Annotated in this window: 12 protein-coding genes and 1 pseudogene; 9 read left to right on the top strand and 4 right to left on the bottom strand. The window is 68.6% G+C overall.

The genetic code is table 11. The features are described from left to right. Positions 1-31 precede the first annotated feature (31 nt). The 3 genes from lipP1 (at position 32) to IE263_RS44380 (ending at position 3983) form a co-directional block, all read left to right on the top strand. Positions 32-982 (top strand): LipP1 family hormone-sensitive lipase, encoded by a 951-nt coding sequence (lipP1, locus tag IE263_RS44390; protein ID WP_189943829.1) that lies wholly within the window; start codon positions 32-34, stop codon positions 980-982. Positions 983-1613: 631 nt separating this feature from the next. Continuing rightward, positions 1614-3035 carry an APC family permease gene (locus IE263_RS44385; RefSeq protein WP_229911517.1) on the top strand — a complete coding sequence of 474 codons (1422 nt, stop codon included), beginning with the start codon at positions 1614-1616 and terminating at the stop codon, positions 3033-3035. A gap of 69 nt (positions 3036-3104) precedes the next feature. Then, positions 3105-3983: an NAD(P)-dependent oxidoreductase gene (locus tag IE263_RS44380; RefSeq protein ID WP_189943828.1), complete on the top strand. Its 879-nt coding sequence runs from the start codon at positions 3105-3107 to the stop codon at positions 3981-3983. Positions 3984-4070: 87 nt separating this feature from the next. Here IE263_RS44380 and IE263_RS50250 read toward each other — a convergent pair. Then, positions 4071-4550 (bottom strand): annotated as a pseudogene (locus IE263_RS50250) (TetR/AcrR family transcriptional regulator); the annotation flags it as partial. 312 nt (positions 4551-4862) lie between these two features. Here IE263_RS50250 and IE263_RS44370 point away from each other — a divergent pair. The 6 genes from IE263_RS44370 (at position 4863) to IE263_RS44350 (ending at position 10216) form a co-directional block, all read left to right on the top strand. Next, the gene (locus IE263_RS44370) at positions 4863-5489 is read left to right on the top strand and encodes a TetR/AcrR family transcriptional regulator (RefSeq protein WP_189943827.1); all 627 of its coding nucleotides are present in this window, start codon (positions 4863-4865) and stop codon (positions 5487-5489) included. Continuing rightward, positions 5486-6976, top strand: a complete 1491-nt coding sequence (locus IE263_RS44365; protein ID WP_189943826.1) for an FAD-dependent oxidoreductase — start codon at positions 5486-5488, stop codon at positions 6974-6976. The genes IE263_RS44370 and IE263_RS44365 overlap by 4 nt, the downstream gene beginning before the upstream one ends. Positions 6977-7014: 38 nt before the next feature. Next, positions 7015-8241, top strand: coding sequence for a cytochrome P450 (locus IE263_RS44360; RefSeq protein ID WP_189943825.1), 1227 nt, complete (start codon positions 7015-7017; stop codon positions 8239-8241). Positions 8242-8360: 119 nt separating this feature from the next. After that, positions 8361-8654: a Rossmann-fold NAD(P)-binding domain-containing protein gene (locus IE263_RS49235; RefSeq protein ID WP_229911516.1), complete on the top strand. Its 294-nt coding sequence runs from the start codon at positions 8361-8363 to the stop codon at positions 8652-8654. Further along, entirely contained in the window at positions 8612-9274 is a 663-nt protein-coding gene (locus IE263_RS44355; protein ID WP_229911515.1) for an SDR family NAD(P)-dependent oxidoreductase, read from the top strand. The genes IE263_RS49235 and IE263_RS44355 overlap by 43 nt, the downstream gene beginning before the upstream one ends. Before the next feature lie 192 nt (positions 9275-9466). Next, entirely contained in the window at positions 9467-10216 is a 750-nt protein-coding gene (locus IE263_RS44350) for a dienelactone hydrolase family protein (protein ID WP_189943824.1), read from the top strand. A gap of 171 nt (positions 10217-10387) precedes the next feature. Here IE263_RS44350 and IE263_RS44345 read toward each other — a convergent pair whose 3' ends face one another. The 3 genes from IE263_RS44345 to IE263_RS44335 all read right to left on the bottom strand — a co-directional run bounded on the left by IE263_RS44345 (position 10388) and on the right by IE263_RS44335 (position 15264). Continuing rightward, positions 10388-10588 carry a hypothetical protein gene (locus IE263_RS44345; RefSeq protein WP_189943823.1) on the bottom strand — a complete coding sequence of 67 codons (201 nt, stop codon included), beginning with the start codon at positions 10586-10588 and terminating at the stop codon, positions 10388-10390. A 32-nt stretch (positions 10589-10620) separates the two neighbouring features. Continuing rightward, positions 10621-13815 carry a glycosyl hydrolase family 95 catalytic domain-containing protein gene (locus tag IE263_RS44340; protein ID WP_189943822.1) on the bottom strand — a complete coding sequence of 1065 codons (3195 nt, stop codon included), beginning with the start codon at positions 13813-13815 and terminating at the stop codon, positions 10621-10623. A 504-nt stretch (positions 13816-14319) separates the two neighbouring features. Next, positions 14320-15264, bottom strand: a complete 945-nt coding sequence (locus IE263_RS44335; RefSeq protein ID WP_229911514.1) for an NAD(P)-dependent alcohol dehydrogenase — start codon at positions 15262-15264, stop codon at positions 14320-14322. Between the last annotated feature and the right edge of the window lie 128 nt (positions 15265-15392).

Genomic DNA, 15392 nt, shown 5'->3' with positions numbered 1-15392 from the left:
CCTGCACGTCGCGCACCGTCCCGGAGGCACCGTGAAACTCGATCCCGACGCGCAGGCGTCGGCCGACCTGCTCAAGGAGCTGCTTCCGCGACCGCTGCACCGGCTGGGCGTTGCGGGTGCACGAGAGTGGGTCCGCGCACGCGCCTCCGACCTTCCGCCTCCGGTCATCCACGAGGTGTACGACCGGACCGTCCCCGGCGCGGAAGCCGAGATCCCGGTCAGGGTGTACCGGCCCGGCCCCGAGGCCGGACTGCCGGTCCTGGTATACCTCCACGGAGGCGGCTGGACGGTGGGTGGTCTGGACGGCGTGGACGCCCTGTGCCGCACACTGTCGACGGCGGCGGGCTGTGTCGTCGTCTCGGTGGACTACCGTCTCGCGCCCGAGCACAAGTTCCCCGAGCCGCTCGACGACTGCTTCCGCGCCCTGACCTGGGTGTCCTCCCACGCCGCCGAACTGGGCGCAGACTCGTCCCGCATCGCGATCGGCGGCGACAGCGCCGGCGCCAACCTCTCCGTGGCCGTGTGCCTGCTCGCCCGCGACCGGGGCGGCCCGCCCATCGTCTTCCAGTTGCTGGCCTACCCGCCCACCGAGTACGGCGTGCCACGCCCGTCCTGGACCGAGTACGCCGACGGTCCATTGCTCACCAGCGACGACGTCCTGTGGTTCTGGGACCAGTACCTGCGCGACGAGGCCGACCGCGCCGACCCGCTCGCCGTGCCCGCGAACGCTCGCGACCTGCGAGGCCTCCCGCCGGCGTTCATCATCACCGCGGAGTGCGACCCGCTGCGCGACGACGGGGAGGACTTCGCCCGCCGGCTACGAGAGGACGGCGTACGAAGCGCCGCCAAGCGCTACCCGGGCGTCTTCCACGCTTTCTTCACCGAGGTCGGAACCATCGCACGGGCGAAGGAGGCGGTCGACGACGCCGCCGGGCACCTCGTCCACGCGTTCGGGGCGGACACCCAGGATGACAGTTCCTGATCGCATGACCAAGTTGATTGGCTCCGGCGGCAGCTTACCCAGGTGATCGAAGGCGGGCGGTGCCGGTCACCCGGTACAGGGAGGCCCTTCCCTGCGAGTGTAGAAGCACTCGGCATTCCTTGAATTGCGTTTCCCGCACGTTCGGCGGGCGGTGCACTTACCGCGTTCCCGCGTGCCCTCGATCGGCAAATCGCGTTGACGTGGATGAATGTAGCCCAGGCGAGGTCGCGATGAGCGCGGCCCGTCAATGCCGCTGACCTCACCGCAATACGGGCCGAGTTGGCACCGGACCTCGTTGCTTCCGGGGTGTCGTGCCGTGTCGGAGTTAATCGCAATCTTCGGAGAGGATTCCTTTCCTTGCCCCTGTCACGCGAAACAAAGAATTTACCGCCCCCCCGTCTTGCCTGCTTCCGGACATGCGACCTAGTCTTTCGACCAATTCGGTCGGCTGAACGCAACTCACCCAGTCCGGACTGATCTCATCCTGGACCCGGCCGAGACACGAACTCCAAGGGCAGCCCGCTCAGATCCCAACCCTCGCCGCCGAAGCCCCTGTCCAGGGGCAGGGGCCATCGTCAGGAGACAACCCATGAGTTCCGTGAGACCAGTGACCGAGACGGAGGTGCCGTCCGTGGGAGTCGCTTCAGAGCCCCAGTTGCGCGGCAACCTCAGCATGTTCCACCTACTGTTCACCGTGCTGGCCTTCAACGCACCCATGGCGGTCGTCGTCGGCTTCATCCCGCTCGTCGTCGGCTACGGCAACGGCATCGGCGCACCGATGGCCTTCGTGGCGGCAGGCGTGATCCTGGCCCTGTTCGCCGCCGGCTTCACCACGATGGCCCGGCATCTCCCCAATCCCGGTGGGTTCTACGCCTACATCACCGCAGGCCTGGGCCGGGTCGTCGGGCTGGGCTCCTCCTTCCTGGCACTCCTGTGCTACTACGCCATCACCCTGTCCTGCTACGCGTATTTCGGTCTGGTGCTCAAGTCGCTCATCCACGACAGGTACCACGGACCGGCGATCAGCTGGTGGCTCTGGGGCCTGGCGCTGGTGGCGGTCGTCGGCGTGCTGGGCTATTTCAAGCTCGACGTGTCAGCGCGGATCCTGTCCGTGGTGCTGGTGTGCGAGGTCGTCATCGTCCTGGTCTACGACGCCTCCGTGGTGTCCAAGGGCGGCGCCTCGGGTTTCAGCCTCTCCTCCTTCACCCCGCACGCGGCCCTCTCGGGGTCGACGGGTATCGCGCTGCTGTTCGCCATCCTCTGTTTCGGCGGGTTCGAGGCGACCACCATCTTCCGCGACGAGGTGCGCGACCCGGATCGCACCGTGCCCAGGGCGACGTACCTGTTCATCGGCCTGGTGACGCTCCTGTACGCCGGCAGCGCGTGGCTGCTGATCCAGGCGTACGGCACCGACAAGGTGGTGGCTGCCACGGCTGCCAACCCGACCCAGTCGTTCATGGACAGCGCCGCCGCGTACAGCGGGCGCGTCGTGGTTGACCTGGCCACCGTGCTGCTCACCACGAGCATCTTCGCCGCGGCGCTGTCCAGTCACAACATCACGGCTCGCTATCTCTACAACCTCGGCGCGGACGGAATCCTGCACAAGGGGCTCAGCAAGGTGCACCCCCGCCAGGGCGCCCCCTACCGCGCGTCCCTGGTCACCACCGTGACGACGGTCCTCGGCCTGGCGCCCTTCGTCATCTTCGCGGCCGACCCCACCCTTCTGTACGCGACCCTGAGCGGCGTCTTCGGCTACGCACTGATCGTCCTGCTGCTGGTCACCGGAGTCGCGATCCCCGTCTACCTCCGGCGGACCAGGCCGAGCGACACCAACGTCTGGAAGTCAGTGGTCGCGCCCGTCCTCGCTCTCACCGGTCTCGCCGTGTCGCTGGTCCTGGCGACGCAGAACTTCAGCACCCTCATCAGTGGCTCCAAGAGCCTGACAAACGGGATGTTCGCCCTGGTCTATGGAACGTTCGTAGTGGGCGTCATCACGGCCTTGGTCTACCGCCGGTCCCGCCCGGACGTCTACGAGCGCATCGGCCGGCAGTAGGCACCGAGCAGCCGCCACTCCGACCCGCAGGGCCTGTACGAAAATGAACGAAAGAGGAAGGTGGACACCTTGTCCGACGTAAGTGTTCTCGGTCTCGGCCTGATGGGGACGGCGGTCGCGTCCGCGATCGTGGAAGGCGGTCGGGAGGTCACGGTGTGGAACCGCACCGCCACCAAAGCGGAGAAGCTCCGCGAGCGGGGTGCCGGCGTGGCGGAGTCGGCGGTCGCCGCCGCCCAGGCGAGCCCGGTGGTCATCTCGGTCCTCACCGACAGCGCGGCGCTGCGCACAGCCCTGGGCGACGACGTCCGGCTCGACGGACGGACGATCGTCAACCTCGCGACGGGAACACCCAACCACGCGATCGAGACCGACGCGTGGGTCAGGGAGCGTGGTGGCCGCTATCTGCACGGGACCATCGCCGCGTACCCCAAGGACATCGGCCAGCCGGGTGGAGGTGTCGTCTTCTCCGGGCCCGCGGAGATCTGGAACGAGTTGGAGCCGACCCTGCTGTTGCTCGGCGGCACCACCAACCACGCGGGCGACAACGTGGGCGACGCCTGTGCCCTGGACCTCGGCATGCTCATCTTCTACATGGCTGCGGAAGGCGCCTTCCAGGAAGCACTGGCGTTCGCGTCGGCGTACGGCGTCTCGCCCCGGAGGCTGCTCAACCACACGCTGCCGACCGTGGCGATCCTGGAACGCGAACTCCGCGACTCGGTGGACCGCGTCGAGAAGGGCGACTACAGCACGGACGAGGCGACCATCGACACGTTCTTCGCCTGTATGGAACTGGCCACCACATCCTCCTACGACATCGGCCTGCGTGGCCCGATGGCGGAAGGTGCGCGCAAGCTCTACCAGCGCGCAGTGGAGGCCGGGCGCGGAGCCGACCTGCCTGCGGCGCTGTTCCCGCTTCTCCTGGAGAAGCCCGCGCCGCAGGCAGACTGACCGCGCCACCGTCGGCGGCGTCCCCGAGCCCCCGCTTCCGACAAGCCCCCGGTCGCCGACTGGTGTGCCCGGTTCGGCTCGCAGGCCGGTGCACACCACGTCGATCATGCGCTGCCGGGCTTCCGGGTCGCAGCCCTGACGTTCTCGGGCCAGACACCCGACCAGGAGCGCTTTCACATCGGCGCGAGTGATGTCCCGCCGTACCACACCCGCCTGCTGAGCTCTCGTCAGCAGCTCGCTCTCCATAGCTTCAAGGCTGTGCTCGGGACGGAAGGCGACCGCCTCGACATCGAAACCGGTACCGCTCATCGCCTCGGCAAGACCACGGTTCACCGCCACTTGCTCGACCATGTGGGCCAGGAACTGGAAGAACGCGCTGCCCGGATCATTCTGTGCGGAGAGGTCCCGGACCTTGTCGACGATGCCACCGACCAGGTGAAGCACGATCGCCTCGTACAGGGATTCCTTCGTCGGGAAATGGCGACTGACGGTACCGGTGCCGACCCCTGCCCGCCGGGCGATTTCGGCCACAGGCACCGACAGGCCCTCGGCGGCAAACGTCTCCATCGCCGCCTCCAGGACGCGCTTGCGATTGCGCTGGACGTCAGAACGCATCGAGGTACCTTCCGACTCGACATCCGGGACCGCCGTCCCGTACCGTTAACTGGAACGCACTTTCCGATTATAGCGGGGTGGGGCTCCCCCACCCTGCCTGGACACCCTGAGCCACTGGGCAGCAGGCGCACATCCGCCTCGACAGTCGTCACAGTCACCACTCCCAGAGAGACGCTCATGCCACAAGATCAACTTTCTGTCCGCCTTACGTCTGGGCAATTAGGAAAGGAACCCATGGCGTTTCCTGATGTTCTGGAGCCGTCCATGACCACGCCGACCCCAGCCAAATCAGCAGGCCGCCCGATGGACATCCACCGCGAGGCCGCGCTGCTGGACGCCGCGCTGGACCTGCTGGCCGAGGTCGGCTACGAGCGGCTGACCCTGACCGCTGTGTGCGAGCGGGCCAAGGCCAGCACGAAAACGATGTACCGCCGTTGGGCGAACAAGGACGAGCTGATGGCCGCGGCGCTGCGCCGGGCCGCGTGCCGGGCCGTCGACCAGACCGCTGACTTGACCGCCACCGGATCGTTACGCGGCGATCTGCTGCACAACTTGGTGCCGACCGGCGGCGCGCAGGTGCAGCCTTCACCCAAGTACCTCTCCGGCCTCCTGGTCGCCGCCTCCGACGACGGCAGTGTCGGAGGCATGACCAAGGAACTGGTCCGCCTGCACCACGCCCGTCTGGCGGAGACCGTCCTGGGCTGGGCCAGGGAACGCGGCGAGGTCGGTGAAGACGCGGATCCCGTCCTGCTGGCGGACCTCGCGCGGGCCGCGATCCTGCACCAGGTCCTGGTCGCCGACAGCCAGGTCGATGCCGCCTTCGTGGAGTCCTTGGTGGACCGGGTTCTGCTTCCGGTGCTCACGTCCCGGCCGAGCGGGGATGCCCAGTGAAGGTAAGTGTCGACCTGAACCGCTGCGAGGGCTACGGACAGTGCGTGTTCGCCGCCCCCGACGCCTTCACCCTGCATGGCCTTGAGGCTCTGACCTACGTACCGAACCCACCCGACGAGATGCGGGACGCGGTACACCGCGCCGCACTGGCCTGCCCCGTGCGCGCCATCACCGTCGGCACGGGCAACGCGGACGAACCCGCCACGACCAGCGGGGAGAACGGCCGCCACGTTGTCATCGTCGGCGCCTCCCTCGCCGGGCTGAAGACTGCCGAGGCCCTGCGCGAGTCCGGCTTCTCCGGACAGCTGACCATCATCGGTGATGAGCCCCATCGTCCGTACGACCGCCCTCCGCTGACCAAGGCGTGCGTGAGCGAGAAGCTGCCGCCCGATCGCCTCGAACTGCCGGTCACGCGGCCCCTGGACGCACGCTTCCGGTTGGGTGTCCCGGCGACGGGCCTGGATACGGATCACCGCCTGGTCCGGCTGGCGGACGGCGGCACGGTCGGCTACGACAGCCTGGTCATCGCCACCGGTACCCGGGCCCGTCCGTTCCCCGGCGGCGCCGCCGACGACATCGACGGTGTCCTCACCGTCCGCACCCGCGACGACACCGAGGAACTCCAGCGGCGCTTGGCCCGTCCACCGCGTCGCGTCGTCGTCATCGGCGCCGGCTTCCTCGGGGGCGAACTGGCCTCCGGCTGCCGCGAACTCGGCCTCGACGTCACACTCGTCGAGGCACAGGCCACGCCGTTGCAGGGACCGCTGGGAAGCGTGATCGGTGGCGTGGTGGCGGACCTGGCCCGGGACAAGGGCGTGGACGTGCGGATGTGGAATACCGTCGAGCGTTTCGTGGCGGACGGGACCGGGGCGCTGCGGCAGATCGTGCTGTCGGACGGCGCCGCCGTCGACGCGGACCTGGCCGTCGTCGCGCTCGGCGCCCAGCGCAACGTCGAATGGCTGGACGACTCCGCCATACGGGCGGACAGCGGCGGGGTGCACTGCGACGACCAGTGCCGCGCTCTCGGTCACGACGGGCAGCCCGTGCCCGACGTGTACGTCGCCGGTGATGTCGCCGCCGCGCCGCATCCCCTCCTCCCGGACCGCCGGCTGTCGGTGGAGCACTGGGGCAACGCCGTCACCCAGGCCCGCACGGTCGCCCACAACATCACGCGTCGGCCCGGCCAGGCCCCGATCCCCCATACCGGTCTGCCGGCCTTCTGGTCCAGCCAGTTCGGCGTGAACATCAAGGGCGTCGGCTACCCCGGCATCGCCGACCGTATCGCGGTGGTCCAAGGCACCCTCGGCCAGGGCTCCTTCAGCGTGCTGTACGGACGCGAAGACCGCACGGTCGCCGCGGTCACCTTCGACAACGGGCGTTACCTGCACTACTACGAATCCCTCGTCCGCCAAGGTGCGCCGTTCCCCGCCGAGTTCGTCGCCTGCGACGAGAACACCGCACGCGCCCTTCGGCCGGTCGGCCGCTGATCCCCCCGTTCCCCCACACGAAAGCGAGTGGCACCCCCATGGCGTCCACCCTGTATAAGCAGGTTCTTCACCCCGACAGCCGCCCTCACCCCTGGCCTCTCTACACCGAACTACGCAAAGAGGCGGTCTCCGTCCAGGACGACGGAACCTGCGTCGTCAGCGGATACGACGAGGTCAGTGCGCTGCTCCGGGACCCACGCATCTCCGCCGACCGTGGCAACGCCACCCCGGACAGCCGGGTTGGCGTGGACGCTCCGGCTCCCGGTACTGCTCCGTCGTTCCTCGTGCGGGACAACCCCACCCACGACCAGCTGCGCGGCCTGGCCCAGCGCCACTTCGGCCCGCCCGCACGTCCGGGCTTCGTCGAGAGCCTACGGCCGATGGTGGAAGAGCTGATCCGCGACCACATCGACCACCTGACCGGGCGCGGCGAGTTCGACCTGGTTTCGGAGTTCTCCCACCCGATCCCCGTCCGCGTGGCCTGCCACCTCCTGGGTGTCCCGCCCGAAGACGCCTTCACGCTGGCCCCTCTCGCTGAGGAGGGGGCCGGCAGCCCGGAGTTCTTGGTCGACCCGCGCGACCCTGAGGCCGCCGCGGCCAGGAACCATGCCCAGCAGGAGCTGGCCGAGTATTTCCTCGCCCACATCGAGCGGCTTCGCAAGAAGCCGGGGCAGGACATCTTGTCGCGCATGATCCACGACGACGGCCCGGGCAGCCCGATGAGCCTGCCGGAACTGCTCAGCACCGCCATCATGCTCTTCATCGGCGGCCACGAGACCACTGTCAACCTCATAAGCAGCAGCATGCTCCTGCTGCTGCGTCACCCCGAGCAGTTGGCCCGGCTCCAGGCCGACCCCTCCCTCGCCGCCGGTGCCATCGAGGAGACCTTGCGCCTGGAGCCCTCCGTGCATCTGCGGCCGCGTGTCGCGGTCGACGACATCGTCATCGGCGAACGCACCATCCCCAAGGGTTCCACGGTCATCCTCGCCCTCGCCGCGGCCAACCGGGATCCGCGCCGCTTCCCCGACCCGGACACCTTCGACATCACTCGTCCCGACACCGGCCACCTCAGCTTCGGCGCCGGCATCCACTTCTGCTTCGGGGCCGGACTCGGCCGCATGGAAGGCCGGATCGCGGTCCGCGAGCTGACCCGACGTCTGGTCAACCCTCGCTTGTCGCAGGACCCGCCGCCCTACCGCCCGATGGCCGACCTGCGTGGCCCGTCGGCCCTGCGGATCACCGTGGACGGCGTCCGCCCGGCCTGACCCAACCCCAGGCGGCACACGTGAGTGCGGCCTGGTGCTGCGCCTCGTCCGACGTCATCGGCGCAGAGCGACCGCGGCTGCCTGCCCGCAACAGACGACAGTAAGGAAGTGATCTGACAGTGGACGGAATCTCGTTCGAGGGCAGAGTCGCCATCGTGACCGGCGCCGGCGGCGGTCTGGGTCGCACCCACGCCCTCGACCTCGCCGCGCGCGGCGCCAAGGTCGTCGTCAACGACCTCGGCGGCACGATCGCGGGCACCGGCGGCGGCACTGCCATGGCCGACCATGTCGTCAAGGAAATCATCGACGCGGGGGGCCAAGCCGTCGCGAACTACGACTCGGTCGCCACCCCGAGGGCGGCAAGGCCATCGTGCAGACCGCGCTCGACGCCTACGGCACCGTGGACATCCTGATCAACAACGCGGGCAACATCCGCAACGCCCCCTTCACCGAGCTCACCCCCGATTCGATCGAGGCGTTGCTCGCTGTACACGTCAAGGGTGCCTTCTATGTCACCCAGCCCGCCTTCGCCGTGATGCGCGACAAGGGCTACGGCCGGATCGTGTTCACCTCCTCCGCCTCCGGCGTGTTCGGCAACCCCGAGCAGGCCAACTACGGCGCGGCCAAAGGAGCCGTCCTGGGCCTGGCCAACGTGGTGGCCCTCGAGGGCGCCTCTCACGGCATCCTGGTCAACACCGTTCTGCCGATGGCCCAGAGCCGGATGGGCGCGGACATGAACCCGGACATGATGGCGACACTACCCACCACTCCGGCGCACACGGAGCCCGAGATGGTCACCGCGATGGTCGCCTACTTGGCCAGCGAGGAGAACCCGTACACCCACGAGGTCTTCTCCATCGCCCGCGGCCGCTACGCCCGCGCCTTCATCGGGGTCACCGAGGGCTGGCACGTCGCCGCCGACGAGCCTCTCGCCACCGCGGACGACGTGCGAAGGCACATCGCCCGCATCCGCGACCAGGACGGCTACCACGTCCCCGGTTCTCTGATCGAGGAGGCCGGACTCATCCCGTGACCCAGCCGTGCGGCGACCATCGTACGACTGGGTCACCACCGCCCGGGCATGAACCCCGGTCCTGGACTCTTCACAAGGGTGCGGTGCGCCCCGGACGGGATCCACTCAACCTGGCACGGTTCCTTCCCCGGCCACCTGACCCATCGGCCTCACCCACACCACACCACACCACATCGTCGTCCGGAGGATGCCATGCCAGATCCCGTTTCCGTCACCCTGACCCACCTCAGCGCCCCGGCCGGCGGTTCCAAGCGGCTGACCGGGCATCTCGTCCGGCCGGACGGACCTGGCCCATGGCCCGGAGTCGTGGTCGCGCACGAGGTCATGGGTGCCAATGACGAGATGCTCCGACAGGCGCGGCGGCTCGCAAGCGCCGGATATCTGACCCTCATGCCCGACCTGTACACGGACGGAGGCGCACGCCGCTGCCTGATACCCACCATGCGGGCCGCGCTGTCCGGCCACGGCCGCGCCTACCAGGACATCGCCGCCGCGAGAACCTACCTCGTCGATGAGCCCGACTGCACCGGCGCGGTCGGGATCATCGGTTTCTGCATGGGCGGGTCCTTCGCCCTCATGGGGGCAGGCAGCGGCATCTTCGACGCCGCGTCCGCCAACTACGGCCAGCTCCCCAAGGACATGGACCAGGCCCTGGCCGACGCCTGCCCCATCGTCGCCAGCTACGGGGGCCGCGATCGACCGCTCAAGGGGGCGGCGGCGAAGCTCGACTCCGCCCTCGACAGGCTCGGCGTCGTACACGACGTGAAGGAGTACCCACAGGCAGGCCACGCCTTCCTCAACGACGAACAATTCGGCCCGCGCCTGTTGCACCCGCTGTACCGCGTCGCCGGGTTCGGACCTGTCCCAGAAGCCTCTGTTGACGCATGGCTACGCATTGAGGCCTTCTTCGACACCCACCTCAAGCAGACGACCAAGGCCTGACCCCACCTCAGGGTGCCCCAAAACTCCGCAGTTCATTGGCGAGATCGGCCACGGCGGACCATGGCTGGTTCGCCGTGGCCGAGGTCGGCAACGACGGCTCTCTGCAACCGCACACCGCGTGACGCCGCGCAGGAACCCGGTCGGCGGCTCGTTCGGTCAACCCGACGAGCGTCAGATTCGTCCCACCCGGCCGCTCTCTGGCGGTTGCTTCACGGCATCCTGCTGGCTGATTCCGTCCTTGCCAGCAACGAGGTTCCGCACGCTTGCCGGACGCGACGTGCCTTGTACCGGTCGGCAGGACGCGGTCGCGAAACCGGCCGTGCCGACGACAGCGGCGGCGCGGGACGAGAACGGATCGGTGTTCGCCGTCATGTCCTGCGGCCGCCGTCTTCGCTTTGCCGCCTTCAGGGCTTGATCGGCTTCACCTTCCTGTCGGCGCCGTTGACCCGCACGGTGATGTTCCCCTGGTTTCGTGCCCGGTCGGCCACGATCTTGTAGGACGTGACCTTCCCGTCCCGCCATTCACAGCTGATCTCGTAGCCGCCGCGGGCGCGCAGTCCGGTGAAGGAACCATTGGCCTTCCAGGCGTCCGGCAGGGCGGGGAGCAGGTGTATGACGTCGTCGTGGCTCTGCAGGAGCATCTCCGCGACGGCGCCCGTGATGCCGAAGTTGCCGTCCATCTGGAAGGGCGGGTGGTTGCAGAACAGGTTGGGCAGCGTGTTGTAGGTCAGCAGTCCGCGCAGCATGATCTGGGCGCGATGTCCGTCGCCGAGGCGGGCGAACAGGGCCGCCCGCCAGGGCCAGGTCCATGAGCGGCGGCTGTCGCCCGACACCGTCGCGGCCGTGAACGGGACGCCTTCCTTCTCGCCGCACCTCGCCTTGAGCGAGACGAGGGCGGCGGCCGCGAAGTCGGGTGTCCTCGGGGTGATCTGGCGGCCCGGGTAGACCGCGAAAAGGTGTGAGGTGTGGCGGTGGATGTCGGTGGGGCTGTCGATGTCCTCCTGCCACTCCTGCAGTTGCCCCCACCGGCCGATCTTGTTCGGCGCGAGGCGTGCCTGCATGTCCGTGACCTTCGCCCGGTAGTCGGGATCGGCCTCCAGCGCGGCCTCGCAGTCAAGGTAGTTCTGGAAGAGGTCCCAGATGATCTGCTGGTCGTACATGACGCCGTCCTCGCGCGGCCCGTGCTCGGGGGACCAGCCGTTCGGCGCGACGAGCAGTCCGTCCTCGCGCTCCTTGAGGTGGTCCTCCCAGAACTCGCAGATCTCCTTGATCATCGGGTAGGCGACAGTACGGAGGTACTTCATGTCCTGGGTGAACGCCCAGTGCTCGTAGAGGTGCTGCGCGTACCAGGCGCTCGCGACGGTGTTCCACTCCCAGGCATTGCCACCGAAGATGCTCTGGCTGGTGCGGGCGGTCCAGCCTCGTGTGTCCTTTCCGAAGGCGTTGCGGGTCGCCACGCGGCTGGGCACCGCCACCTGTCTGATGAACTCGATGAGTGCTTCGTGGGACTCCGGCAGGTTCGTCGTCTCGGCCCCCCAGTAGTTCATCTGGACGTTGATGTTGGTGTGGTAGTCGGAGGCCCAGGCCGGTGAGTTGCTGTCGTTCCACAGGCCCTGGAGGTTGGCGGGCAGACCCTTCGGACGCGAGGAACTGATCAGCAGGTATCGGCCGTAGTCGAACATCGCCTGCTCGAGGGTCGGGTCCTCGCCGCCCGACGCGTAACGCGCCAGCCGGGCATTGGTCGGCAGGGCGACGACGGCGTCGTCGGAGGTTCCCCAGTCGACGGAGACACGGTTCATGAGCGCACGTATCTCGGCGGTGTGCTCCTCGCGCAGCTCGGCGTAGGACCGGGCCGCAGCCTTGTCGAGCGCCCGGGCGATGACCGGTTCGGGATCGGCTCCGCGCCATCCGGCTGCGGCGTCGAGCCTGTAGTCGGTGCGGGCATCGAGCAGCAGGGTCAGGCTTGTGCAGCCGCTGAACCGGAGCATCGACCCGTCGGCGCGGACGTCGCCGTCGGTGTCCACGACCTGGACGGTGCACGCGTGCTTGAGACCGTTGCCCATGACTCCGCCGAAGGCGATCCGCCGGGCAGCGGCGTCGACGGTCGTCGGGGCGCCTTGCTGCGCGGACGTCAGAGAGATCGCCCCGGAAAGCCCCCGGTCCCTTTCCGACCTGTACTGGAAGACCATGACGTCCGCCGACCGGCTGGCGAAGGCCTCCCGCAGGACGCGCCGCCCCGGCGCGCCGAAGCGGGTGACATGGACACCGTCGACGAAGTCCAGTGCGCGCTGGTAGTCGACGAACGTGCGCAGTGTGCGCGTGTCGAAACCCCTGCCTTCCAGGGCGACTTCGGCGATCTGAAAGCCGGTGGACGACTCGCCGGGGGTGAAGGTGAGCCGGTAGGTGCGGTAGGCGGTGCTGTTGGTGATCCGGAACGCCCGGGTCTCACCGCGGTCGGCGAAGGGCGCGCCGGGGTTCTGCGTGTCGAGGGTCACCCAGGCCCGCCCGTCCTGAGACGCCTCCAGCGCCCAGCGTCGGGGGTCGTCCTGCGGACGGTCCGGGGCCGCCGTCAGCGTGTACGAGGTGATGGCGACCGCGCGGGGCAGGTCGGCCTGCCAGACGACCGCCGGTGCGGCGTCGTCGACCCGCCAGACCGTGGCGGGATCGCGGTCCACCGAACACGAGATGTCCATGGCCCCGGCCCCGGCACCCGATCCCTCGGAGTGCCCGCTCGGCGACGACAGGTACAGCGCGGCGCCGCCGAGGTCGACGCCGGACAGACCGATCTCGGCCACCTGGAAGTGGCTGACGCCTGCCTTAGGGATGAAGTCGAACCGGTAGAAGCGGTACGACCCGCTCGTGGCGCAGGTGAACTCCTTCGTCTGGAAACGGCTCTCGAAGGGCGCCGCCAAAGTGCGGCTGTCCAGCGTGGTCCAGGCGGATCCGTCAGCGGAACCGGACAGCGTCCACTCCTGCGGGTCGCGCTGCGGCACATCGTTCGCACTCGTCAGACGGTAGGAAGGGACCTCGACGGGCTCGGGGAGCTCGACCTGCCACCGCACCCTCGAACCGGGCCCCTCGATGCACCACTTGGTGCTCGCGTTCCCGTCGTACGACTTCTCCACGCCCTCCGACGAGGACGTGCGGTACGGCCCCCCGGGAGCCGTGACCTTCGCACGGTCGGCGAAGGTGACGACGACGTCGCCGAAGTTCCGGTACGAGCCGAAGCCGGTCATGCCGGTGTCGAACGCGCTGTCGGGCTTGCCCGCGAGCGCGTTGTCGTAGTTGTTGACCCCGCCCCACAGACTCTGCTCGTTGAACTGGATGCGCTCCTCGTCCGGGTCGGCGAACAACATGGCACCGAGACGACCGTTGCCGATCGGCAGCGCCTGCGACTGCCAGTCCAGGGCGGGGACCGAGTACTTCAACGCCTTGCGCGACAGGGTCGGCCACCGGACGGCCGCCGACGCGGCGGAAGTGGCGGCGAAGGCCGGCCCCGCAGGGGTGCCGCCGGCCAGCTGAGTGATCAGGGGTGCGAGGGCGAGGGCGCCCCCGAGCTTCAGGACGCTTCGTCGCTGCGGGTGAGATGCATGGGTCACGGCAAGATCTCCCAGCCATGGATGTTCGACACGAGGGGAAGTGCAACCTCTTCGAGTCCTCCGAGAGGCACGTCATCTTTGCCGCGGCATAGATCGGATGTCTAGAGGGCTGCAGCACCAACTCACGCGAAATAGGTAAGGCAACTCGGCAGGCCACTATGGCGTGATGAGGAAAGAACTGCCCGCGCGGCGACCTAACCCGGAAACATTAAAAGTCAGCGAGGAGCTCCCCCAATACATCGGATGTAAGCCACCTTGACTGCCCGCGCCAATGAACGTCAGGCGAGCTCGCGACTCCCTCCAGATTCCCGGTCGTTGACGGTCATGGCCGGGGCCGGAGTGCCCGCCCCGGCCGGCACTGCCGAGGAGATCTGGGTGTGCGAACCCTCGGTGGCTGCGGTGTACCGGACCACCGCCGGGACAGCGCCCGCGACCGACGGCGTCGGCGTTTCAGGGACCCCGCCCTTCAAAGAACGACTCTTTGACGAGGTGAGCAGGGCCGACCTACTGAGTTGGGTCGACTACGCGCTTGCCTCGGGCGTGGCCGGTCTCGACCGCGCGGTGGGCGTCATGGACTGCGCTCAGCGGGTAGACCTGCTCGACCACCGGGCGCAGTTCGCCGCGGTCCACATATCCGACCAGGGCCTCCATGTCGTCGCGCCGCATCTTTTCCGACATGAAACGCATCCGAGGGCCGGGGAGCAGCACGGAGAGCAGGGCGAACGGCAGGCCCTTCATGGTCGTGGTAACGGCACGGCCTCCCCTGCGCACCATCCGGTGGTACTGACGCGCGGAGCCTCCGTGGCAGTCTACGAGCGCGTCGAACTCCCCTGTCAGGGCGCCGGGCTTGATCGAGTCGTAGTCGAGGACCTGGTCGGCTCCGAGCTCACGGCAGAAGTCGGCATTGCGGGCACTCGCGACGGCTGTGACGCTCGCGCCCATGGCCTTGCCGAGTTGGACGGCGGCGCTGCCGACTCCGCCGCTGGCGCCGACCACCAGCAGTCGCTGGCCGCTCTGCAACCGCAGCCCGTCCCGCAGGACCTGCAGAGCGGTGAGGCCGACGGCCGGCAGCGCTGCCGCCGAGACGAGGTCGATGGTGGTGGGCGCGGCCGCCATCTGCTCCGGTTTCGCGACGAGATACTCGGCGACGGCACCGGTCTTGCGCATGCGGATGCCCAGGAAGCCCCATACCGGCTGCCCGGGTTCCAGACCCTCGACCCCCGGGCCGAGCGCGGCCACCTCTCCCGCGTAGTCCACGCCGGTCCCGCGGGGGAAGGACCCCAGCCGGAGTCGTCGCAGCTGAGTGTCGATGGGATTGACGCCGGCCGCGTGCACCTTGACCAGTACCTGGCCGCGCGCCGGGGTCGGCATGGGGACATCGCGGATCTGCAGCACTTCCGGCCCACCGGAGCGGTCGATCTGAGCCGCTCTCATCGTACCGTTCTGCATAGTCATGTTCCTGTCTGAGGTCGAACGCGGGGTCTGCCACCGGCCAGGAGCGCGTCGCGGACGCCTCCTGGGGCTGCTGCCTTCTGGGGGTGCCCACGGTCAGCAGGGAGGCGAACCGGGCTTCGCCG

This window comes from Streptomyces aurantiogriseus (assembly GCF_014649375.1).
Classification (GTDB): Bacteria; Actinomycetota; Actinomycetes; order Streptomycetales; family Streptomycetaceae; genus Streptomyces; species Streptomyces aurantiogriseus.
Note: the sequence above shows the minus strand (reverse complement) of the source record. Positions and strands in the feature narration are given on the sequence as shown.